The sequence below is a fragment of the Streptomyces sp. 378 genome, assembly GCF_030124145.1.
Lineage (GTDB): Bacteria > Actinomycetota > Actinomycetes > Streptomycetales > Streptomycetaceae > Streptomyces.
In genome coordinates this window covers 156874-178528 of record NZ_JASKMS010000012.1, presented here as the reverse complement: position 1 = coordinate 178528, position 21655 = coordinate 156874, and the positions used below count along the sequence as shown (strand labels likewise).

Below are 21655 nucleotides of genomic sequence, written 5' to 3'. Positions count from 1 at the left end.
GTCCGGATTCCGCCGGTAGGAAGGCCTCGCGCGCGCGAGCCTGATGAGCATGATGACGACCACGTACACTGCGCGCCCCATCGACCCGCGGGCCTTGAAGGAGCTGCGCACGACGGATGACGCGGGCCGTCCCGCGACCCCCTTCACCGACACCGAGGGCGGCGCCCCCCTCCGCTGCTGTCTGCGCCACAGCGAGCCGGGTGAACGCGTCGCGCTGGTCTCATACGCCCCCCTGCGCCGCTGGGCCGCCGAAACCGGCGCCGCTCCGGGCGCCTACGACGAACAGGGCCCGGTCTTCGTCCACGCCGAGGAGTGCGCGGGCCCGGCCGGTGGGGCCCTCCCCTTCACCGGCACCCACCGCACGGTCCGCCGCTACTCGGCCGAGGGCCACATCCTGGGCGGACGGCTGGTCCGGGAACCCGGCGCGTTCCGGCAGGCCCTCCGGGAAGCGTTCGACGACCCGGCCGTGGCACTGGTCCACATCCGGGCCGTCGAGTACGGCTGCTTCCTCTACGAGGTGCGCGGGGACTGCGCGGGGGAGAGGGGTTAGCCCTTCAGCTCCGCCGCCACCAGCTCCGCGATCTGGATCGCGTTCAGGGCCGCGCCCTTGCGGAGGTTGTCGTTGGAGACGAAGAGGGCCAGGCCGTTGTCCACCGTCTCGTCGCGGCGGATGCGGCCGACGTAGGACGGGTCCTTGCCGGCGGCCTGGAGGGGAGTGGGGATGTCCGTGACGACGACGCCCGGGGCATCCGCCAGGAGTTCCGTCGCGCGCTCCGGGGAGATCGGGCGGGCGAAGCGGGCGTTGACCTGGAGGGAGTGGCCGGAGAAGACCGGGACGCGCACGCAGGTGCCGGAGACCTTCAGCTCGGGGATCTCCAGGATCTTGCGGGACTCGTTGCGGAGCTTCTGCTCCTCGTCGGTCTCGTTCAGGCCGTCGTCGACGATGTTGCCCGCGAGCGGCAGCACGTTGAAGGCGATGGGGCGCTTGTAGACGCCCGGCTCGGGGAAGTCGACCGCCGCGCCGTCGTGCGTCAGCTTGTCCGCCTCGGCGACGACCTTCTGCGTCTGGCCGTGCAGCTCGGCCACGCCCGCGAGGCCGGAGCCCGAGACCGCCTGGTAGGTGGCGACGACCAGGGCCTCAAGGCCCGCCTCGTCGTGCAGCGGACGCAGGACCGGCATCGCGGCCATCGTCGTGCAGTTCGGGTTGGCGATGATGCCCTTGGGGCGGTCCGCGATCGCGTGCGGGTTCACCTCGGAGACGACCAGGGGGACCTCCGGGTGCTTGCGCCACGCGGAGGAGTTGTCGATCACCACGGCGCCCTGGGAGGCGACCTTTTCGGCCAGTGCCTTGGAGGTGGCACCGCCCGCGGAGAACAGCACGATGTCCAGGCCGGTGTAGTCGGCGGTCGACGCGTCCTCCACCGTCACGCCGTCCAGCTCCGAGCCCGCCGAGCGGGCCGAGGCGAACAGGCGCAGCTCGGTGACCGGGAAGTTCCGCTCCGTGAGGATCCTGCGCATGACCGTGCCCACCTGTCCGGTGGCTCCGACGATTCCGACCCTCACGGTGACTCCCTCTCCTGCGTCTCTTCACGTGCTCGTTGCTTGGCCGAGGCTTTTCCATCATGCGGCCGACCACGGCCCGCCTGTCCACTTCTTTCCCCGGTCTGCCCGGAGAGTGGGACGACGTGTCCCGTTCCATGGTTGCGGACGTCCGGCGCCCACCCCCGCTGAGCTGGAGAAATTCAGCTGCCGGGGGGCATACGCCGCAAGGTCGCCTGCCCCTGTTGCTCTCGGCCACACGGGAGTGTGACGTACGCCTCTGTCGCCCGAAGAAAGAGCACCGAACGTTCCGGGCGGAGCCGGCGGCCTAGGAGAAACACGGCGAGGGGGTGGCTTGTGCTGCTGCGCGGAAGGGCCCGGCGGGGTCGGGAGACGCGCGCCGGGACCGGTGACGATCCGCTGGACGCGGCACAGGAGCGCCGGGTGCGGGCGGTGCTCGCGCTCGGCGGAGTGCCGCAGGCGGACCTGCCGGACGGGGTGCAGCAGGTCCGTCTGCGGTTGCTGGAGCGGGCCGCTAGCGGCCAGGAGGCGCCGCGGGACGTCTCGGCGCGGGCGGCCGTGGTCGCCTCCAACCTCGCCATGGACTGGCACCGGGCCAAGCGCCGCCAGGAGCGGCTCGGGGAGCGGCCGGCCGCCCTGCGGCACCTGGAGCACCCCTCCGGCGAGGACACCAGCGTGCTGTCCGTCGCCGTCGCCCAGGGCCTGGACGGGCGCCCGACGCCCAGCGGCAGGTCGTCGTGCTGCGTTTCTACGCCGACCTGCCGGTCCGGTCCATCGCCGAACAGCTCGGCGTCCCGGAGGGCACGGTCAAGAGCAGGCTGCACACGGCGGTACGGGCCCTGTGCGCCCGCCTGCACGAGGACGAGGTGGTGTGAGATGGCCGCCGAGCACGACGGGCACGTCGGCGCGGACCCCCTGATGGTCGCGCTCACGGACGAGCCGCTACCGCCCGAGGCCCACGAGGACGCCGCCTTCCTGGCGGAACACCGATCGGCGGCGGCCGACGTCGCGCTGCTCCGCGAGCAGTTGGGGATCACCGGGCACGCGCTGAGCGAAGCACCCGAGGCTGAGCCCGCGCACAGGGAGGATCCGGCCCCCGTACTATCCGCCCGCCCGCGTCGACGCCCGCTCGCCATCGCCGTCGCTGCCCTCGCCGTGGCCTGTGCCGGGACGCCGGTGACCGGAATGGGCTGGCTGCTGGTCCAGACCAGGGGCGATTCGGGCGGCGCGGCGAGCGGTTCCAGCGCTCAGCAGGACAGTGGCGGCGATGCCAAACTCAGCGCCCCGGGCTATGTCGCCTGCGCCCGCCTCATCGTTGAGGGCGACGTGACCGGCATCGAGCCCGTGCCCGGCACCGCGCAGGACCGGATCACCCTGGAGGTGACGCGCTCCTACAAGCCCGCTGAGGAGAAGGACGAGGTCACCTTCGTCATCGACAGAGCCGTCGACCCACGGCTGCGCACCGGCGACCATGTGCTCGACGGCATCCCCGCGTCACGGGGTGTCCCCCGACATGTGGACCGTCGGTGAGCGGGACATCGCGCGCGACCGTACCTGGATCCTCCGGGCGCTGCCCGAGTCCCGCACCCTGCCCTGCGAATGAGTAGAGGCGGGAACCCGTCACCCGACGGAGGCCTTCCGGATCGAACGTTCCGTGGTGCTTCGGCGTCATAGGAGAAACACGAATGGGGGGAGAGCGCTGGTGCGGATCAGGAGGTCTCCGGGTGCAAGAGCGCACGACCCGCTCCACGCGGACCGCAACCTGTCCGGTCGTGAGCAGGACCCGCTCGACGCAGTGCAGGCCGACCGGGTACGTGCTGTTTTGGCCCTCGGTGGGGTGCCGCAGGGCGATCTGCAGGACGGCTTGCAACAGGTACGGCTGAAGCTGCTCGAACGCCGGGCGCGCGGCGAGGAGGCGCCGCGTGACGTCGGCGCCTGGACAGCGGTGGTGGCGTCCAACATCGCGGCCGACTGGCACCGTGCGAGGAACCGTCAGGAGCGCGTCGCCACCCGGCTGAAGTTGTTGAACACGCGGGACGCCCAGGTCGAGAGCGGCCAGGAGAGCAGCCTGCTGGCGATGGCTGTCGCCGAGGGACTCGACGCGCTGCCCGACGCACAGCGCCAGGTGCTCGTCCTGCGCTACTACGCCGATCTGCCGGTGCGGCGCATCGCCGAACTCCTCGGTGTGCCGGTGGGCACGGTCAAAAGCAGGTTGTTCGCCGCGGCGAAAATCATGCGCGAACGGCTTCAAAAGGAAGAGGTGGCGTGAGAGTGGACCGGGACGAGCAACTGATGGCGGTGCTGCTTGGGCAGCCCTCTCCGTCCGGGGACGCGGCTGCCGCTTCCGCCTACGCGGAAGCGGAACGAGACATGGACGTCGTCCGGCATCAACTGCAGCGTGTCGGCAATGGTTTGGCCCGGCATGCGTCCGGCGGCCAGGACGCCTCGGGCAACCGGGATTCCTCCCCCGACGGCCGTGCCGGCTCCGCCGAGGCGTCCGCACGCGGCGTACGCACCAGCCGTACACGCGGATTGCTGTTCGCGCTTGCCGCGTCTGTCGCTGTGGCAGCGCTCGGTACGGGCACGGCGTATTGGGCGGCGCACAATGGCGGCACAGAGGAGCACAGCGCCGACACGAAACTCACCCCCGAGGGCATTGTGGCTTGCTCCACGGCCGTCGCCGAGGGCACGGTGGCGCGCGTCGACCCTCTGGCCCGGGACCAGGGTGTCAGGGTCGTCCTTGATGCTGACCGCTATTACAAGCCGCGCAGCGGGAAACCCGAACTGGTCTTCACCAGCGAGGGAGACGACACCGGGTCGTATTACAGACCAGGCGTGAGGATGCTGGTCATTGTGTCCCGGTTCTCCGCTGAGGGTCCTCAGACCTTCCGGCAGGGCGATCCAGTCCCTGACGGCCACCAGGGCAGCGGTATCCGAGATGCTCTTGACTGGGGGCGGCAATGGGTCGACAGGGCGCTGCCGGGGGCCGCAGGTATGCCGTGCCCCGCCGGATGACCCGCGCCAGCTAGGGCGGCCGGAGAGCGAGGCAAGGTCAGAACGAGCCGGTTTCTCGGGGTCCCTGGCCGGATCAAAGCCGTTGCCCCCCTTTACCGGACTCTTACTGTTCCTCCATGCGATCTTCATGGCATGTCCATGCCATTCGCATACAGGGGGAGGTTCCGTGAGTGCTGCGAGACCGAGTCGGCTGAAGGCGTCGTGGAGAGCCGCGATCGCCATGGCCGCAGCGAGCGCGGTCATCGGGGTCGGCGCCTGGAGTGCCGTGGGGAAGCCGTCCGAATCGGACCGGCGTCTCGATCCGGTGGCCGAGCGCATCGTCCACGGGCGCGAGACCCTGGTATTCAAGAACCTCGAACAATTGGTGGGGTCGACGCCCTACATCGTCAAGGCCACCGTCACAGACATTCAGCCAGGGCGGAGCACAGGCAGTGAGGAGGACGGTGGCGTTGAGCAGGCGCGCGATGTGACCCTCTCCATCGAGACAAGCCTCAAGAAGAGCGTGCTCCCCTCCAAGATTGTCGTGGAGGAGTGGGGATGGGACTCGGAAGGGGCGGGGTACCAAGTCGAGAACGTCGCCTGGAGCGAGGTGGGCGACCACGGCTACTACTTCCTCACACGGAGCGCTGGCGTTGCCGACCGGTACCGGCTGATCAACACCCAGGGGCGGGCGCTGAAGAAGGCCGACGGATTCCTCCAGCTGTCGGCTGATCCCGAATCCGATCTGGCCGCGGACCTCGCCTCGATGGACTCACTGGACCTGGAGATGCGGATCAGGTACCTGCTGCAGCCGGAGAACAGCGACCAGTTGCAAAGGGTCCCGGAGCTGCCGGCGGCGCCGAGTGCCTCTCAGGAGTCGCCGGCACCCGAGGACGGCATTGAAGAACCGTACCCCGACGACTCGGTCGACGACGGTTCGGAGCCCAGCCCCTCGGCATCGGCCACGAGCGGATGACCCCGCGCCCGGCATCGCCCACCGACTCCGACGTCCCTCACACCGACAGAGAGAGAACTCCCGTGCCGAGACTTTCTCCCCGGCTGACCACTGCCCTTGCACTGGTGGCTGCCTTCACCCTCGCGCTCCCCGCTACGGCTCGCGCCGGTCACGACGACAACGGAACCGACCCGGACAACCGAAACCAGGCGATCAAGGGATTCAGCCTGACCGCCAACGGCACGAAGGCAATGAATCACGGTAAGGCCGAACTGGAACGCAGTGTCATCACCACCTCCTGGGGCGGTGGTGACATCGAGGTCTACGACAAGGATTACGGAAGCAACGGTTGGCACGGCTACGCGGACTGCACCGACTGGAACGCCCTGTGGACCTCCTGTGACATCATCCGCGTTCGGTTCAACACCCACTGGAGCCTTACGGCGTCACAGTGGCGCAGCCTCGGTTGCCACGAGTTCGGCCACACCGCCGACCTAGGCCACCGCAAGAAGTCGAACGACACGGACAACAACTCCTGCATGCGCGAGGAGGTCTGGCCCACCCACTACGACCAGCACGACCTCAACGCGATCAAGGCGGGCACCTGAGCATGAGAAAGAGGTACGTGGTGACCGCCGTGACGGCGGCGGCGGCGGCGGTGCTCGGGCTCGGAAGCGTCGGATTTCTCTGGTTCGGCGAGTCGGAGGCCGACGAGTTCAAGGACTCGGCCAAGAGGGCTGCGTTCTGCCGCACGGCAGCCCCGCTGGACCTTCAGCGGGCCGAGGAACTGAGCCCGCACAAGCGGCATCACATCATCGAGGATCTCAACGACGGTCTCCCGAGTCGAATTTCGGAGGACTTCGACCGGTTACTGGCCTGGTATGAGCACCCCGAGCCGGAGCATGAGCAGGCTGCCCGCCGATCCAGCTACGCGGTCGGTGGGTTCATTGAGAAGGTATGTGAGGACGTCAACATCGGCGGAATCAGGGCGTCTCGGTAGGGGCCCCTGGCAGTTGAAAAAAGGGGGGTGTCCGTCAGGACACCCCCCTTTGCCGCATCAGGAGTTACGGCATGACCTTCTCGATCTTCACACTGCCCACGCCCGCGGCCGTCCCGCGCGCGTTGACCAACTGGACCTTGCCGAAGAACTCACGCCCCTCGGGCGCGGACGCCGCGGCGGTGACGCTGCCCGAGACCGTCGCCGAGTCGCCCGTGCCGAGCTTCACGGGCGCCGAGCCGTCGACGGAGATGCTGCCCAGGGTGGGAGCGAAGAACAGGTCCTGGTAGTCGTACTCGGTCGTGCCGGCCGGCACCGAGTAGCCGAAGACCTCGACGGTGTACTTCCCGGGAGCCGGGGAGGGGACGGAGACCGACTCCTCCGAGTCGCCGTCCGCGGACCGGCCGACCACGTCGCCGGACGCGTCTTTGACCGCCAGATCCAGGTCGGCGCCGGCATCGGAGACACTGCCGATGGCGACGTCGAGGGAGGTGGCGCCCTCCGGGACGACCACGGTGGTGGTCTGCGTCTCACCCTCCTTGACCGACGGCCGGGTCGTCTTCGACGAGCCGAGCGGGCCACCCACCAGCTTGCCGTCGATCGCGGCGAAGCCGTTCGTCACCTTCCAGGAGGCGGCGGCCGGGGTGCCGATCTTCGCCTCGGGCACGGTCACGGTCTCCGGCTCGAAGGCCGCGCCGAGCACGGCGACATCGAGCTCGTACGGGTTGTCCAGCAGCGGCGACGTCCGGCGCGACTCGACCTCGATCTCCCAGACGCCCGGCTGCGGGTCCGCGTACGAACGCAGGTCGGGGCGGCAGGTGTTGGCCGGGTTCGCGTAGTTCGGGTAGCAGTTGATCGTCGACGTCGGGTCGGACGGGACGCCGTACGGGTGGATGGAGATGAACCGGGTCTGGCTCTTGTCCTTCAGCCCGCTCATCGCGACCTCGAGCGTCTTCGCGCCCTCGGGCACGGTGACGTAGTAGTGCCGCGAGCTGTTGCGCTGCACCGAACCGGACGCCGAGAACGTGTACTTCAGCGGTGCCGCGACCACCACCGTGGTCAGGACCTGCCTGTCGATGCCCTCGGTCTTCGGGTCGTCGACCTCCAGGATCGCGCTCTTGATGCCTGCGGACTTCGGCGCGGCCTGGACCTTGACGGTGACCGGCTTGTTCAGCGGCAGCTTCACCTCGTCGGAGCCGACGATCCGGAACGTGCCGCCCGCGTTGTTCTCGAAGTGCAGCTCGTGCCGGATCGCCTTGTCGGCGCCGGACGTGCGGGTGACGGTGATCTCGTACGTCTTCTTCTGGCCGGCCTTCAGGCCGCCCTCACGGTCGTACAGCCCCGTGCCGTAGCCGGGCGTCTTGAGCTTGTCGTCCATCGCGGTGTCGACCGGCGCCTTCACCGTGTAGGCGTGCGAGGCGGCGCCGTCGCGGATCGAGTCCCAGGCGTCCTCGATGTTCATCAGGCCCGCGCCCTCCTCGTACGCCTGCACACCCTTGATGTGGTCGGCGGTCGAGGTGAGGGCCGTGCGCAGGGTCGCCGGCGTGAGCTCGATCTTCTTCTGCTTGGCGGCCGACAGCAGCAGCGCGGCGGCGCCGGCGGCCTGCGGGGAGGCCATCGAGGTGCCCTGGAGCATGCCGTAGCCGGCCGGCAGGGAGTAGCCCGCCTCGGCGACCGGCTGGCCCGGCATCCAGGTCTGGATGGTGTTGATCGCGGCACCGGGGGCGACCAGGGTCGGCGTGAAGCCGCCGTCCTCACGCGGGCCGCGTGAGGAGAACGGCATCATCGCGTACTTCTTCTTCACGACCGAGCCGTAGTTGGCGGCCCAGGTCGCCTTGGAGACGGACGCGCCGACCGAGATGACCTTGTCGGCCAGGGAGGGGTCGCCGATGGTGTTGGCGCCGGGGCCGGAGTTGCCCGCGGAGATCACCAGCTGAACGCCGTAGGTGTCGATGAGGCGCGTGTACAGCTCGGCGCGCGCGTTGTTGCCGTCGTTCAGCGCCGGCAGGCCGCCGATGGACATGTTGACGATGTCGACACCGCGCTTGGTGACGAGGTCGATCATGCCCTCGGTGAGCGCGACGTTGGTGCAGCCACCGGACCAGGTGCAGGCACGCGAGGAGACCAGCTTGGCGCCCGGCGCCGCGCCGTCCATCTTGCCGCCGAACAGGCCGTTCGCGGCGGTGATGCCGGCGACGTGCGTGCCGTGCTCGGACTCGATGACGCCGATGTTGACGAAGTCGGCCTTCGCGCCGGCGCCGTTGTGGACGACGTCCTTGCGGATCTCGACGACGAACGGCTGCCGCTCGGCGATGTCGGTCTTCGGGTTGTCGGTGCCGAAGTACCCGATCTGGAAGCCGTCCTTGTACGGCTTCATCGCGGTGTCGTCGGCGAAGTCGAAGTTGTTGTTCAGGTCGACGCGGACGGTACCGGCGGCCGGGTCGTACAGCACGCCCCAGGAGTCCGTGGTGTCACCGTCGCGGTTGGCGTCACCCGCGGCGTCACCGCCGGTGGTGTACGACTCCTTGAACGTGCTCACCCGGTACGAGCCCGACGGCGCCTTCCAGGTCCTGCCGTCGTGCGTGAAGGTGGGGCCCGCGACGGAGGTGTCCATCCGGCGCCAGGTGTTGTCGTTGTCGACGACCGGGTCCGTCGCCGTCACCCAGTCGACGATCTTCCGCTCACCGGTCGTCGTCTTCTGCAGCGCCGGGTGGCCGAGGTCCACGCCGGAGTCGAGGATGCCGATGGTGACGCCGCGGCCGTCCGCCTTCGGGTGGTCCTCGACGAAGTCGACCGCGCCCGTCTCGAAGGACGGGTTGTACGGGTTCTCGGCCGGGGTCTTCTTCCCCGGCGCCGGGTACTTCCCCTTCGCGGCCTTGGCGCCCTTGGCGGTGTCCGCGCTCGGCGTCGGGTCGTCCAGCGGGATCTCCTCGCGCAGGTCGATGCCGTGCACGGAGGAGAGCTTGGTGGCGGCGGCGATCGCCGAGTCCGCCTTGGCCGTCGGGACGGTGGCGCGGACGTAGCCCAGCTTGTCGTCGGCCCGGCCCACCGAGCCGCCCTTGACCGCGTCCAGCTGCCCGGCGACCTGCTCGGTCTTCCCGGGCGCGGTGGCGATCATCATCGTGACGGTCTTGTCGCCGTCGGCCTTGGCCTCCGCGAGCAGGTCCGCGTCGTCCGAACCGAGCTTGGCGTGCGCGGACTTGACGGTGGGGTCGGCCGGGGCGTCCGCGCCGGGACCGTCGGCGGAGAAGGCCAGGGGGATCGGCCCGGCCGCGGAGAGCGCGGCGACGATACCGGCGGCCACGGCGATGCGGGCCACGCGTCTCGGGCCCGATATCTGATCGCGCGGGGTGGGAGGGGTCATCGGCATCCCTTGTAGGTAAAGGAACGAGCGGGAAGCGACCGGGACCGATCGGTCCAGGTCGCCAACGGTCCGAACGGCAAGCCCGGACGATCGCACAGCCTTACGCAAGGGGAAGTTCTTTGGGGAGGGTTGACCGAAACGAAGTGTAGGTATGGGGAAAACCCGCGATTCGTTTTGTGAGCATCAGTCCTGAAGGTGGCGGAGAAATCGGTTAACGTCCCCTCGTGCGACAGAAGTTGAGGGTGGCGGCCTACGCCGTATGCGCCCGGGACGGACAGATCCTGCTCGCCCGCTCACCCGCCCAGGACGGCACCCCCGAGTGGGTCCTGCCGGGCGGCGGCATGGAGCACGGCGAGGATCCCTTCGACACCGTCGTGCGGGAGGTGGAGGAGGAGACCGGGTACCACATCGAGGTGACCGGACTGCTGGGCGTGGACTCCTCCCACCGCGTCTTCCGCGAGGGCCTGCGGCCCCCGGTCGACCATCACGGCGTCCGGTTCGTCTACGAGGGCCGGATCATCGGCGGGGCACTGCGCAACGAGGTGAACGGCTCCACCGACCTCGCCGCCTGGCAGGACCTGGACGCCGTGCCCGGTCTCGTCAGGGTGTCGATGGTCGACATAGCCCTGCGCATGTGGCGCGAACGCCCGGTCACCGGACGGCTGGCCAAGGTCCCGGAGTAGGTGCGCTACCCCGGAAGATGAACGCCGCGTGACCGGATGCGGGCCGGTCCCGGAGCAGGCGACGACGCGCAGGGTAGTCCAAGATCCACGTTCGGTGATCGGCGCTGCGCGTTGCCGCCGCGTTTACGCGCAGGTCATTCCCGCTGCCAACGATCCAGTACGAGCGGGGTGTTCGGGTCATCGACGCCCCGCGACCATTGCCGACGCGTTCGCACTCGGGGAGAGAAGCGCATGTCGCGCACACGCTCAGTCGCCGGCTCCGGCCAGGGCATCCACCGTCGTTCCGTCCTCGCCGCCACCGGCGCGGTCGCCCTGTCCGGGGGCGTCGGCTACGCCCTGCGGCCCAGTGACAGCGAGGCAGCCACGGTCAAGGAGAGCGCCGACGCCGCCGTGGCGGCCTCCTCGCGCCTGGCACCCGCCGCGCCACTGGCCCCGTACACCAGGGGCACCACCCTGGCGTCCGTCGCCGCCCCGCGCGGCAGCTCCGGCTACCGGCGCCTGGGCGACGGACCCGGCTGGAAGCGGGTCGTCCGCTCCGAGCTGGCCGCGCCCAAGCCCGGCCGGGCGGGCCGCCGTACCGCGCTCGCCGCCTTCGTGCAGCTCACCGACCTGCACATCATCGACGCCCAGCACCCGCTGCGCCTGGAGTACCTGCGCTCGGCCGACATCCACGCCTGGCGGCCGCACGAGGCGCTGACCGTGCAGGGCGCGATCGCCCTCGTGGAGCGGATCAACGCCCTGCGCGGCGCCCCCGTCACCGGCGCCCCGCTGCACTTCGCCATGACCACCGGCGACAACACGGACAACAACGCCAAGTCCGAGCTGGAATGGTTCATGAAGATCATGAGCGGCGGGCGCATCACGCCCAACACCGGCGACCCGCGCCGCTACGAGGGCGTCCAGAACAGCGGCCTCAAGCAGTACTGGCAGCCGGACGCCGCGGTCCGCGACACCGACAAGCAGGCCGGCTTCCCGCACCTCGACGGCTTCCTGAAGGCCGCCATCCGGGAGGTGCGCAGCCCCGGCCTCAACCTGCCCTGGTACTCCACGGTCGGCAACCACGACTCCCTGCCCATGGGCTGCTACGCCTCGCACGGTGACTCGTACCTCACCGAACTCGCCGTCGGCGGCAAGAAACTGATGAACGTGACCGCGGCCGAGGCCCGGCGGCTCCAGGCGCAGATCAAGAAGGCCCGGGACCCCGAGGGCGTCCGCTACCACGACTTCCTCACCTCCCACGCCCGCTCGATGCGTTCGGTCACTCCCGACGAGCGGCGCGCCCCCTTCACGCCGGCCGAGTACCTCAGGGCGCACCTGGACCCGGCCCACAGCGGTGTCGGCCCGGCCGGTCACGGCTACTCCTCCGCCAACCTGGACGCGAGTACGCAGTACTACGCCTTCCGGATCTCCGACGACGTCATCGGCATCAGCCTGGACACCACCGACGCCGCCGGCCACTACCAGGGGTCCATCGGCACGGCCCAGATGAGATGGCTCGACAAGACACTGCGGGACAACAAGGACTCCTACGCGGTGATCTTCAGCCATCACACCAGCAAGACGATGACGAACCTCCGCCGTGATCCGGCCAGGCCCAACGAGCGCCGCCACAACGGCCAGGAGGTCCTCGCCCTGCTCGGCAGCCACCCCCGGGTGCTCGCCTGGGTGAACGGCCACATCCACAAGAACGTCATCACCCCGCACTCCGCGCCCGGCGGCCGTTCCTTCTGGGAGATCTCCACCGCCTCCCACGTCGACTTCCCGCAGCTCGCCCGGATCATCGAGCTGACCGACAACAAGGACGGCACGATCTCCCTGTTCACCACGCTGGTGGAATCCTCGGCCCCGCACCGCACCGACTTCTCCGACCTCTCCCAGACCGGCCTCGCGGCCCTCTACCGCGAGCTGTCCCTCAACGCCCCCGGCGCGAAAACGACCCTCGGCGGCGACCCGGACGACCGCAACACCGAACTGGTGCTCAAGAAGGGGTGAACGCCCCGGGGTCGGAGTCCCGGGCTCGCACAACGGACGCCACCGGCCGTGCTGCTGCGCTCGCCTCCTGCTCCACGGGACGCCGGAGAAGCGGTTGAGGTCCGTCACCACCGGCGACGGCCGCCGCTCCCTCGCCCTCCACGAGCTGCTACGACGTGCCCGTCGCCGCGGGCCTGGGCGGCGAGGAGCGACTCCACACCGCGAGGAGGGGCCGCCGGTGCGTCCCGGCGGCCCCTCCTCTTCCCTCCTGGTGCTGCCCCGGTCCGTCACTACCGGGGCAGCACCGCGACATACGCGGCCGGTTCGCGGTCGGCCGAGGCCATCAGGGCCGTGCGGACCACCGTCGCCTGCTGGTCCGGGGAGTCCCGGAGCTTGCGCGGTGTGATGTGGACGACCGTGATGCCGAGCCGCTCCAGGTGCTCGCGCTTGCGGGCGTACTCGGACCACAGGGCGTCGTCGTCCTGACGGGGCGCCCGGGTGTCGAGTTCCACCGCCACCGCCTGGTCGGGCCAGTACGCGTCGAGGCCGCCGAGGTAGGGGCCGCCGGGCAGGCGCAGGTCGACGTTCCAGACCGGGTCGGGCAGGCCGTACTCGTGGACCATGCGGTACAGGCGGTCCTCCGCGCGGGCCCGGCCCTCGGCGAGCAGGGACTCCACCGCGTCCACCACATGGGGGCGGCTCAGCAGCCGGGCCTGGTTCAGCTCGCGGACCACGACCGTCGGGTCGCAGTGTCCGCCGCGGACCGCCTCCGTGAGCAGCCGGCGGACGACGCCGGCGTCCGCGAGTTCGGCGACCGCGTCGGCCAGCGCGCGGGCGACCGGCGCCACCGGCACCCCGGTGACCTGCTCGGGGGCGGGCAGGGCGGGCGTGCGGACGATGCGCGCGCAGCCCGTGGAGCGCAGCCGCCGCAGCCGCGGGACCAGGATGTCGATGGTGTCCAGGGACGGCAGCGGGGGAGTGGAGGAGAAGCCGTGCAGCGTCAGCGCGGCCAGGCCCGTGATCATCACCTCGGGGGAGGCGGGGGCGTGCGGTCCGCTCGCGCCCGGCTGGGCCGGCACCCCGGTGCCGCGCTCCCGCGCCGCGTACATCAGCACCGCGTGCAGCCGCTCCTCGCTGGTCGGCGGGCCCGGGTGGAGCAGCACGACGCCGGGGAGGATCTGCTGCCAGGGACCGCCCGCGCGGCACCGCTCGTTCGTCTCGGCCGTGGAGACGCCGTGCGAGCGGAGCTGGGCCGTGGTCATCACGTGGGGGCGCCCGCCGCCGGACAGGTGGTGCAGGGGGCGGGGGGAGAGCGGGGTGTTGTGGGTCATGTCCCGCAGATTCCCGCGTCCCCACCCCCCTTGAACCGCTGTTACAGGGTCGTCGACAAATATGGACAACTCGGCCCTAAAGGACGGGTGTTCGGTTGCCGAAAGCCCCTGGTCCGTTCGGGTGCGGACCAGGGGTTACGGCTTGCGGGGCACTCATCTCGTAACGAAGGCCGAACGCCCGGATCTCAGGCCAAAGCTACTGGTCAGAGGCCTCGTCGCACGCCTGTCCACGCAACGCCCGTGCCAGATCGTCACGGGACTCCAGCACCAGCCGGCGCAGCGCCGGGGCCGCCTCCTCGTGGGCGGCCAGCCAGGCGTCCGCGGCGTCCAGCGTCTGCCGGGACTGCTGGAGGAACGGGAACAGGCCCTGCACCACGTGCATGCCGATCTGGATCGACCGCTCGGCCCACACCCGCTCGATCGCCGCGAAGTACTTCTCGGCATACGGCGCGATCAGCTCCCGCTGCGAGTCCTGGGAGAAGCCCGCGATGGTCGCCTCGACCATGGCGTTGGACAGCGCGTCCGACTCCACCACCCGCGCCCACGCCTGGGCCTTGACCGCCGCGGACGGGCGGGCGGCCAGACAGCGCACCTGGTGGCGCTTGCCCGAGGCGGTGTCGTCCCGGCTCAGCTCCTCGGCCAGCACCTTCTCGTCCACGGCACCGTGCGCGGCCAGCGGCTCCAGGAACACCCAGCGCAGCTCCTGGTCCAGGTCGAGACCCTCGACCGTCGCGGTGCCCGCGAGCAGGTCCCGCAGCAGCTCGAAGTCGGCCTCGGTGGTGGCCGTCCGGGCGAAGAACCGTGCCCAGGCCAGCTGGTGCTCGCTGCCCGCCCCGGCCGCGTACAGCTCACGCCGCGCCCCCTCGGCCAGCAGCCGGGCGCTCGTCTCGCGCCGGGCGGGCGCCGTGTAGTGGGTGACCGCCGACTCGGCCCAGGCGTGCAGCATCTGCACGACGCCGATCTCGGACTCGCGCCCGCCGAACCGCAGCACCAGGTCCACGAACTCCCGCGCGGGGAGCAGCGCGTCGCGCGTCATGTTCCACAGCGCCGACCAGCACAGGGCGCGGGCCAGCGGGTCGGTGACCGCGCCCAGGTGCTCGCGCAGGGCCGCCAGCGAGGTCTCGTCGAAGCGGATCTTGCAGTACGTCAGGTCGTCGTCGTTGACCAGGACCAGGTCGGGGGCGTCGGCCCCGGCCAGTTCCGCCACGACCGTGCGCGCGCCGTCGACGTCGGTCTCCACGCGCGCGTACCGCTCCAGCGCCCCGGCCTCCGTCACCCGGTACAGGCCCACCGCCACCCGGTGCGGGCGCAGTTCCGGGTGCGACTCCGCCGCCTCCTGCACCACCGCCAGCTCCTCGACGCGGCCGTCCGCGTTCAGCAGCACCTGCGGCGTCAGCGAGTTCACCCCGGCCGTCTGGAGCCAGGACCGCGACCAGGCGCTCATGTCCCGGCCGCTGGTCTCCTCCAGCACCGACAGCAGGTCGCTCAGGCGGGTGTTGCCGTACGCGTGGCGCTTGAAGTAGCGCCGGGCGCCCTCCAGGAAGGCCTCCTCGCCGACGTACGCGACGAGCTGCTTCAGCACCGACGCGCCCTTGGCGTACGTGATGCCGTCGAAGTTGAGCTTGGCGTCCTGCAGATCGCGGATGTCCGCCGTGACCGGGTGCGTGGAGGGCAGCTGGTCGGCGCGGTAGGCCCAGGCCTTGCGGCGGTTGGCGAAGGTGATCCAGCCGTTCGCGAAGCGGGTCGCGCCGACCAGGGAGAACGCGCCCATGAAGTCCGCGAAGGACTCCTTCAGCCACAGGTCGTCCCACCACTCCATGGTGACCAGGTCGCCGAACCACATGTGCGCCATCTCGTGCAGGATGACGTTGGCCCGGCCCTCGTAGGACGCCTGCGTCACCTTCCCGCGGAAGATGAACTCCTCGCGGAACGTCACCAGGCCCGGGTTCTCCATCGCGCCCAGGTTGTACTCGGGCACGAACGCCTGGTCGTACTTCCCGAACGGGTACGGGAAGTCGAAGTGGTCGTGGAAGAAGTCCAGGCCCTGCTTGGTGACGAGGAACACGTCGTCGGCGTCGAAGTAGGGGGCGAGGCCCTTGCGGCACAGGGCGCCGAGCGGGATCTCCAGCGTCGTGCCGTCGGCGAGGGTGCGCGTGTAGGAGTCCGTCACGTAGTGGTACGGGCCCGCCACCACGCAGGTGATGTACGTCGAGATCGGCTTGGTCTCGGCGAACCGCCACACCCCGTCGGCCTGCTCACCGGCCCCGTTGCTCCACACCGTCCAGCCCTCGGGGGCCCGCACCTCGAAGCGGTAGGGGGCCTTCAGGTCGGGCTGCTCGAAGGTGGCGAAGACCCGGCGGGAGTCGGCCGGCTCGTACTGGGTGTACAGGTAGACCTCGCCGTCCTCCGGGTCGACGAAGCGGTGCAGGCCCTCGCCGGTCCGGGAGTAGGCGCACTGGGCGTCGACCACCAGCTCGTTGTCCGCGGCCAGGTCCTCCAGCGCGATCCGGCAGCCGTCGAAGACCTCGCCGGGGTCCAGATCACGGCCGTTGAGTGAGACGGCCGTCACACTCGGCGCGATCAGGTCGGCGAAGCTGCTCGACCCGGGCTCGTTGCAGCGGAAGCGGATCGTCGTGACGGAGCGGAAGGTGCGGGGCCCGTCCCCCCGGACCTCACCGACCGCGGACCGCAGGTCGAGGGACACCTCGTACCCGTCGACGCTCAGCAGGGCGGCCCGCTCCCGGGCTTCGTCGCGGGACAGATTCTCACCGGGCACGGGCGGCACTCCTCAGATGTCGTGGGGCACGGCTGAACAGGACCGATCCTGCCACGTGCACCTGACACGGGGCAGCCGGGAATGACGGCAGCGCGTACGGGCGTTGCCGGGGAAACGGTTTCCTCGTGAGGAGAGACATGTCGGACAAGACCCCCGTCGACTTCTGGTTCGACCCGCTGTGCCCCTGGGCCTGGATGACCTCCCGCTGGGTGCTGGAGGTGGAGAAGGTCAGGGACATCGAGGTGCGCTGGCATGTCATGAGCCTCGCCGTCCTCAACGAGGACAAGCTGGACGAGCTGCCCGAGGAATACCGCGAGCTGCTGGAGACCAAGGCGTGGGGCCCCGTCCGGGTCGTCATAGCCGCGCAGCAGGAGCAGGGCCCCGAGGTCCTCGGCGATTTCTACACCGCGCTCGGCACCCGCATCCACAACCAGGACGAGGGCCCCGGCAAGGAGACCGTCGCCGCCGCCCTGAAGGACGCGGGCCTGCCCGAGTCCCTCCTGGAGCACTGGGACTCCACCCCGTACGAGCCTCAGCTGCGCGCCTCCCACAAGGAGGGCATCGACAAGGTCGGCCAGGACGTCGGCACCCCGGTCATCGCCGTACCCGGTTCCGACGGCGAGCAGATCGCCTTCTTCGGCCCGGTCGTCACCCCGGCCCCGCAGGGCGAGGAGGCCGGCCGCCTCTGGGACGGCACCCTCGCCGTGGCCTCGGTCCCCGGCTTCTACGAGATCAAGCGCACCCGCACCAAGGGCCCGGACTTCTCCAACCTGTAGGCCTCAGGTCGAGGCGTCGGCTTCCGGGTTCATCAACTCCTCCGGGAGCCGGCCCCCGCCGGCCCGGTGGTCCCAGGGCTGGTACCACCGGCAGCCCGCGGCGGTGCAGCGCCACAGGTCCGTGCGGTTGGTCCCGAGGGCCTTGCGCTCGGCGGGCTTGAGCGGCGCGAACACCTGAGTGCCGCCGCCCCCGCAGGTCGGGCAGTGCTTGTCCTTGAAGAACATCAGCGTCTCCTAGTGCCGCGGCAGGCAACGTTTGCCCATTGAGGAGCGGCGTCCGGTGCGTGCTCTCGGCGTGCCGGCCGGAAGCCCTCGTACTGGACGTACTTGGGCTTTCGGCCGGTGCGGCGGTGGGGGCCCCTCCCGTTCGAGCGAAGCCGAGAACGGGGGAGCGTGCCGGGCGTCGCGACGGGGCAAACGTTGCCTGCCGCGGCACTAGCCATCACCGCCGGGTCAGGGAAGTCGGTCACCACCGCGCCGACCCCCAAGCGGTAGTACAGCGCGTATGCGGCGAACGCGTCCCCGAAATCGGTCGGTCCGCTCCCCGTGTCGCGGCCGGACCACCCCTGAGGGTTTCGGCCACCGCCGGGGTGGCCGTGGCGGCCGTGGGGGTTCCCCCGCCCGCCGCGAGCAGGAGGCATGCGACTCCCCGTCGTCGCAAGCGGATTCACCGACGCGCCCGGGCCTGCGCCAGCCGCTGCAGGTGCTCCTCGTAACCCCGCGTGTAGAACGCGGTCCGGTCCGGGTCCGGCTCGACGACCGCCGTCGGTCTCGTCCACGCCACCGCGTCCAGCGCCACCCCGTAGCGCTCGGCCGCCGCCAGGACCGCGCCCCGCGCTCCCACCTCGCCTTCGACGACCCGCAGCGGCCTGCCCAGCACATCGGCCAGCAGCCGCATCCAGGCGGAGCTGCGCGTGCCGCCCCCGCAGACGGCCAGGTTCCCGGTGAGGCCCGCCGCCTCCAGGCAGTGCCGGGCGGCGTACCCGATGCCCTCACAGGTGGCACGGACCAGATCACCGCGGGTCGACTCCAGGGAGACACCGCTGAGTTCGGCACGCAGACGCGGCTCGACGAAGGGAGCGCGTTCACCGGAGGGCGCGAAGTACGGCAGCACGCCGACACCGTGCGCACCCGGAGGCGTCGCTGCCAGCAGGCCGTCCACCTCGTCGTGCCGCACCCCCGTCGTCGACAGCACCCAGTCCAGCGCCGCCGTGCCGACCATGGCGGGCATGGCACGCAGCCAGTGCCCGGGCCGGTCGGTGGAGATGTACAGGCCCGCCGGTTCCCCGGTCAGGTCGAGCCCGGTCGTGGCCACCAGACTGGCCAGACAGGTGCCGACGATCAGCAGACCGTCCCCCGGGGACGTCACCCCGGCCCCCAGCGCACAGGCCGGCAGGTCGTACGGGCCGTTCGCGATCCGGGTCCCGGACGGCAGGCCCTCGCCCCGCGCCCCGGCCGTGGCCACCGGGTCGCTGACCGGGGCGAGCAGTCCCCGGCGGTGCGCCAGCCCCAGCAGCTCGACGACCCCGTCGTCGTAGGCCCGGGTCCGCGGGTCGAGGAACGGCATCGACGCGTCCGACACATCGGTCGTCAAACCGGCTCCCGTCAGCCGCTGGAACACCATGTCCTTGCAGTACAGGGCGGCCTTGGCGGTGTCGAGCGCCCGCGGTTCGTGACGGTCCAGCCAGGCCAGCAGCGGGCCCGGGCAGCCCGGGAACATCGCGCTGCCCGTCCGCCGGAACACCGTCTCGAACGTGCCGTCGGCCAGCCAGCGGTCGACCAGTTCGTGCGCCCGCCCGTCCATCCAGGAGGCCGCCGCCCGCACCGGCCGCCCCTGCGCGTCGACCAGCCACACCCCGTCGCCCTGCCCCGTGAGCCCGGCCAGCTCGACCGGCCCGGGGACCCGCTCGGTGACCTCGCCGAGCACCGCGACGACCGCCCCGTACACCTCCTCCATGTCCTGCTCGACGACCCCGCCGTGCAGGGAGAGGCCCACCGGGCGCGCGGCCACGGCGAGTTCACGGCCCGTGGCGTCGAAGGCCGCCGCCTTGACCATGGACGTGCCCACATCGATACCGACGTACATGCGGCTCTCCTCCGGGTCCTCAGGTCAGACAGTGCGCGAGCGGCTCACCGCGCACCCAGCGGCCCACCTCTTCGGCGGCGATCCGCGCCGCCTTCTCCGCCACCGCCCGCGAGGCCCCGCCCAGGTGTGGGGTGAGCACCACGCGGTCGGCGAGCCCCAGCAGCCGGGACTCCGACGGCAGCGGCTCCCGCTCGTACGTGTCCAGCGCCGCCGCCGACACCCGGCCGCTCTCCAGCGCGTCGCACAGCGCGCCCTCGTCCAGCAGCGGGCCCCGCGCCACGTTCACCACCACCGCGCCGGGCGGCAGCAGTCCCAGCTCCCGGGCGCCGATCAGCCCCCGGGTCCCGGGCGTGAGCCGGGCGTGCAGACTGATCACCTGCGAGCGGCGCAGGAGGTCGTCGAGGGAGGTCAGGCGCAGACCGTGGATCTCGCCGTGCACATACGGGTCGTGGACCATCACCCGCGCCCCGAACGCGCAGAGCACCCGCGCGACCCGGCTGCCGACGGCCCCGTACCCCACCAGCCCGACGGGCAGGTCCTCCAGCTCCAGTCCGCTGTGCTCGTACGTGTAGTACGTCGCTCCCTCCCAGCTGCCCCACCGGACGAGCGGATCGTGGGCCTGGGGGATGCGGCGCAGGGCGGCCAGCATCAGGCCGACGGTGAACTCGGCGGTGGCGGCGGCGTTGCGGCCCGGCGCGAAACACACCCGCACGTCACGTCGCTCGGCCGCCTCCAGGTTGACGTTGACCGGCCCGCCCCGGCAGACCACGACCAGTCTCAGCTCCGGGCAGGCGGCGAGGACCTTCTCCGTCACCGGCCCCATCTGTGTGACCAGGATTTCCGCCCCGGCCAGCGCCTCGATCAGCGCGTCCTCGGCGTCACTGGCCTCCCGCACCTCGGCGACCGGCCCGAACGGCTCCAGCGGCCACCCGAGTTCCAGTTCCCTGACGTCCGCCCGCTCCACTTCGTGCCGCACCGCCCGTGTGATCAGCGACGGCAGGACGAAATGGTCTCCGGCGGCCACGACACGCACGCTGTTTCCGTCAGTCATCGCAGGGCATCTCCTGTCTCGGCGTCGAAGACATGGGTGTGCTCGGGGTCGGCGGCGACCCGGACCCGTTCGTCGTGGGCGAGCCGCACCTCGGGGCCGGTGAGGACGACCAGATGCCGCTCGACCCCGTCCAGGGCGAGGGTCGCCAGACCCGACTCCAGGAGCGGTTCGTGGGCGACGACCCGGGCGGGCAGGCCGCCCTCGGCGGTCAGCCGGACGTCCTCGGGGCGGATGCCGACCACCACCTCACGGCCCCGTTCCACCGGCACGGGCAGCACGAGGCGCACCGCGCCGGAGAGCCGGGCCCGCCCGTCGCCGTCGGCGATGCCGGGCAGCAGGGTGATCGCGGGTTCGCCGACGAAGTCCGCGACGAACACGTCGGCCGGGCTGTCATAGATCTCGTACGGGGTGCCGAGCTGCCGGATGACGCCGTCGTGCATCACGGCGATCCGGTCGGCCAGGGAGAGGGCCTCCTCCTGGTCGTGGGTGACCAGGATCGTGGTGTGGCCCAAGTCCTGCTGGATGCGCTTCAGTTCACGGCGGGTGGTGTCGCGCTGGGCCGCGTCCAGGTGGGAGAGGGGTTCGTCGAGGAGCAGCACGTCGGGCTCGCGGATCAGGGCCCGGGCCAGCGACACGCGCTGCTTCTGGCCGCTGGACAGGCCGGCCGGGCGGGCGTCGAGGAGCCCGGTCAGACCGACCCGCTCGGCGATCTCCTTCACCTTGCGGCCGACGTCCCCGCGGTCGGCCCTCTTGCGGGCCTTCAGGCCGAACGCCAGGTTCTCCGCGACCGACAGCGGCGGATACAGCGCGTAGTTCTCGAACGCCACGCCGATGTTCCGCCGCTGTGCGGGCCGTTCGACGACCGACGCCCCACCGACCAGGATGTCTCCGCCGGTGACGGACTCCAGCCCGGCGATCATCCGCAGGGTCGTCGACTTGCCGCACCCGGACGGACCGAGCAGCCCGAGCAGTTCCCCGGACCGCAGGGCCAGGTCGATCCCGCGCACGGCCTCCACCGGAGGCCGCCCCCGGGACCGGTAGGTCTTCCTCAGCTCACGTAACTCCAGTCCCGTCATGACCGTCCCCTCTCCTTGGCTCGTTCGCCTCCAGG

Annotated in this window: 18 protein-coding genes and 1 pseudogene; 11 read left to right on the top strand and 8 right to left on the bottom strand. The window is 70.9% G+C overall.

The window, feature by feature from the left end; translation table 11 throughout:
* The first annotated feature begins 52 nt into the window (after positions 1-52).
* Positions 53-550 (top strand): DUF1203 domain-containing protein, encoded by a 498-nt coding sequence (locus QNO09_RS18735; protein WP_283971381.1) that lies wholly within the window; start codon positions 53-55, stop codon positions 548-550.
* On the opposite strand, the gene QNO09_RS18730 is transcribed toward QNO09_RS18735, so the two are convergent.
* Positions 547-1563: an aspartate-semialdehyde dehydrogenase gene (locus tag QNO09_RS18730; protein ID WP_283971339.1), complete on the bottom strand. Its 1017-nt coding sequence runs from the start codon at positions 1561-1563 to the stop codon at positions 547-549. The genes QNO09_RS18735 and QNO09_RS18730 overlap by 4 nt on opposite strands.
* A gap of 336 nt (positions 1564-1899) precedes the next feature.
* Between QNO09_RS18730 and QNO09_RS18725 the strand changes: the two are divergent.
* From QNO09_RS18725 to QNO09_RS18695, 7 genes and pseudogenes are all read left to right on the top strand, one after another.
* A pseudogene (locus QNO09_RS18725) lies at positions 1900-2435 on the top strand (RNA polymerase sigma factor).
* A gap of 1 nt (position 2436) precedes the next feature.
* Positions 2437-3090 (top strand): hypothetical protein, encoded by a 654-nt coding sequence (locus QNO09_RS18720; protein ID WP_283971338.1) that lies wholly within the window; start codon positions 2437-2439, stop codon positions 3088-3090.
* A gap of 265 nt (positions 3091-3355) precedes the next feature.
* The gene (locus tag QNO09_RS18715; protein ID WP_502962314.1) at positions 3356-3829 is read left to right on the top strand and encodes an RNA polymerase sigma factor; all 474 of its coding nucleotides are present in this window, start codon (positions 3356-3358) and stop codon (positions 3827-3829) included.
* A gap of 2 nt (positions 3830-3831) precedes the next feature.
* Positions 3832-4575 (top strand): hypothetical protein, encoded by a 744-nt coding sequence (locus tag QNO09_RS18710; RefSeq protein ID WP_283971337.1) that lies wholly within the window; start codon positions 3832-3834, stop codon positions 4573-4575.
* A gap of 220 nt (positions 4576-4795) precedes the next feature.
* The gene (locus tag QNO09_RS18705) at positions 4796-5530 is read left to right on the top strand and encodes a hypothetical protein (RefSeq protein ID WP_283971336.1); all 735 of its coding nucleotides are present in this window, start codon (positions 4796-4798) and stop codon (positions 5528-5530) included.
* A gap of 104 nt (positions 5531-5634) precedes the next feature.
* Positions 5635-6117: a hypothetical protein gene (locus QNO09_RS18700; RefSeq protein WP_283971335.1), complete on the top strand. Its 483-nt coding sequence runs from the start codon at positions 5635-5637 to the stop codon at positions 6115-6117.
* A gap of 2 nt (positions 6118-6119) precedes the next feature.
* Positions 6120-6509, top strand: coding sequence for a hypothetical protein (locus QNO09_RS18695; RefSeq protein ID WP_283971334.1), 390 nt, complete (start codon positions 6120-6122; stop codon positions 6507-6509).
* Positions 6510-6573: 64 nt separating this feature from the next.
* Here QNO09_RS18695 and QNO09_RS18690 read toward each other — a convergent pair whose 3' ends face one another.
* Entirely contained in the window at positions 6574-9870 is a 3297-nt protein-coding gene (locus QNO09_RS18690; protein WP_283971333.1) for a S8 family serine peptidase, read from the bottom strand.
* 224 nt (positions 9871-10094) lie between these two features.
* On the opposite strand from QNO09_RS18690, the gene QNO09_RS18685 reads away from it, so the two are divergent.
* Both QNO09_RS18685 and QNO09_RS18680 read left to right on the top strand, forming a co-directional pair.
* Positions 10095-10553, top strand: a complete 459-nt coding sequence (locus QNO09_RS18685; RefSeq protein ID WP_283971332.1) for an NUDIX hydrolase — start codon at positions 10095-10097, stop codon at positions 10551-10553.
* A gap of 231 nt (positions 10554-10784) precedes the next feature.
* Positions 10785-12545, top strand: a complete 1761-nt coding sequence (locus QNO09_RS18680; protein WP_283971331.1) for a TIGR03767 family metallophosphoesterase — start codon at positions 10785-10787, stop codon at positions 12543-12545.
* 269 nt (positions 12546-12814) lie between these two features.
* Here the strand turns inward: QNO09_RS18680 and QNO09_RS18675 are convergent, their stop codons facing one another.
* Positions 12815-13855, bottom strand: coding sequence for a hypothetical protein (locus QNO09_RS18675; RefSeq protein WP_283971330.1), 1041 nt, complete (start codon positions 13853-13855; stop codon positions 12815-12817).
* 196 nt (positions 13856-14051) lie between these two features.
* Positions 14052-16631, bottom strand: a complete 2580-nt coding sequence (gene pepN, locus QNO09_RS18670; RefSeq protein WP_283971329.1) for an aminopeptidase N — start codon at positions 16629-16631, stop codon at positions 14052-14054.
* 137 nt (positions 16632-16768) lie between these two features.
* Here pepN and QNO09_RS18665 point away from each other — a divergent pair, with 137 nt between their 5' ends.
* On the top strand, positions 16769-17407 hold the full coding sequence (locus QNO09_RS18665; protein ID WP_283971328.1) for a mycothiol-dependent nitroreductase Rv2466c family protein: 639 nt from the start codon (positions 16769-16771) through the stop codon (positions 17405-17407).
* Positions 17408-17410: 3 nt separating this feature from the next.
* On the opposite strand, the gene QNO09_RS18660 is transcribed toward QNO09_RS18665, so the two are convergent.
* The 4 genes from QNO09_RS18660 to QNO09_RS18645 form a co-directional block, all read right to left on the bottom strand.
* On the bottom strand, positions 17411-17632 hold the full coding sequence (locus tag QNO09_RS18660) for a hypothetical protein (protein ID WP_283971327.1): 222 nt from the start codon (positions 17630-17632) through the stop codon (positions 17411-17413).
* 442 nt (positions 17633-18074) lie between these two features.
* Positions 18075-19493, bottom strand: a complete 1419-nt coding sequence (locus QNO09_RS18655; protein ID WP_283971326.1) for an FGGY family carbohydrate kinase — start codon at positions 19491-19493, stop codon at positions 18075-18077.
* 19 nt (positions 19494-19512) lie between these two features.
* Complete coding sequence (locus QNO09_RS18650; RefSeq protein WP_283971325.1) at positions 19513-20544, bottom strand: 2-hydroxyacid dehydrogenase; 1032 nt, start codon at positions 20542-20544, stop codon at positions 19513-19515.
* Positions 20541-21620: an ABC transporter ATP-binding protein gene (locus QNO09_RS18645; RefSeq protein WP_283971324.1), complete on the bottom strand. Its 1080-nt coding sequence runs from the start codon at positions 21618-21620 to the stop codon at positions 20541-20543. The genes QNO09_RS18650 and QNO09_RS18645 overlap by 4 nt, the downstream gene beginning before the upstream one ends.
* Between the last annotated feature and the right edge of the window lie 35 nt (positions 21621-21655).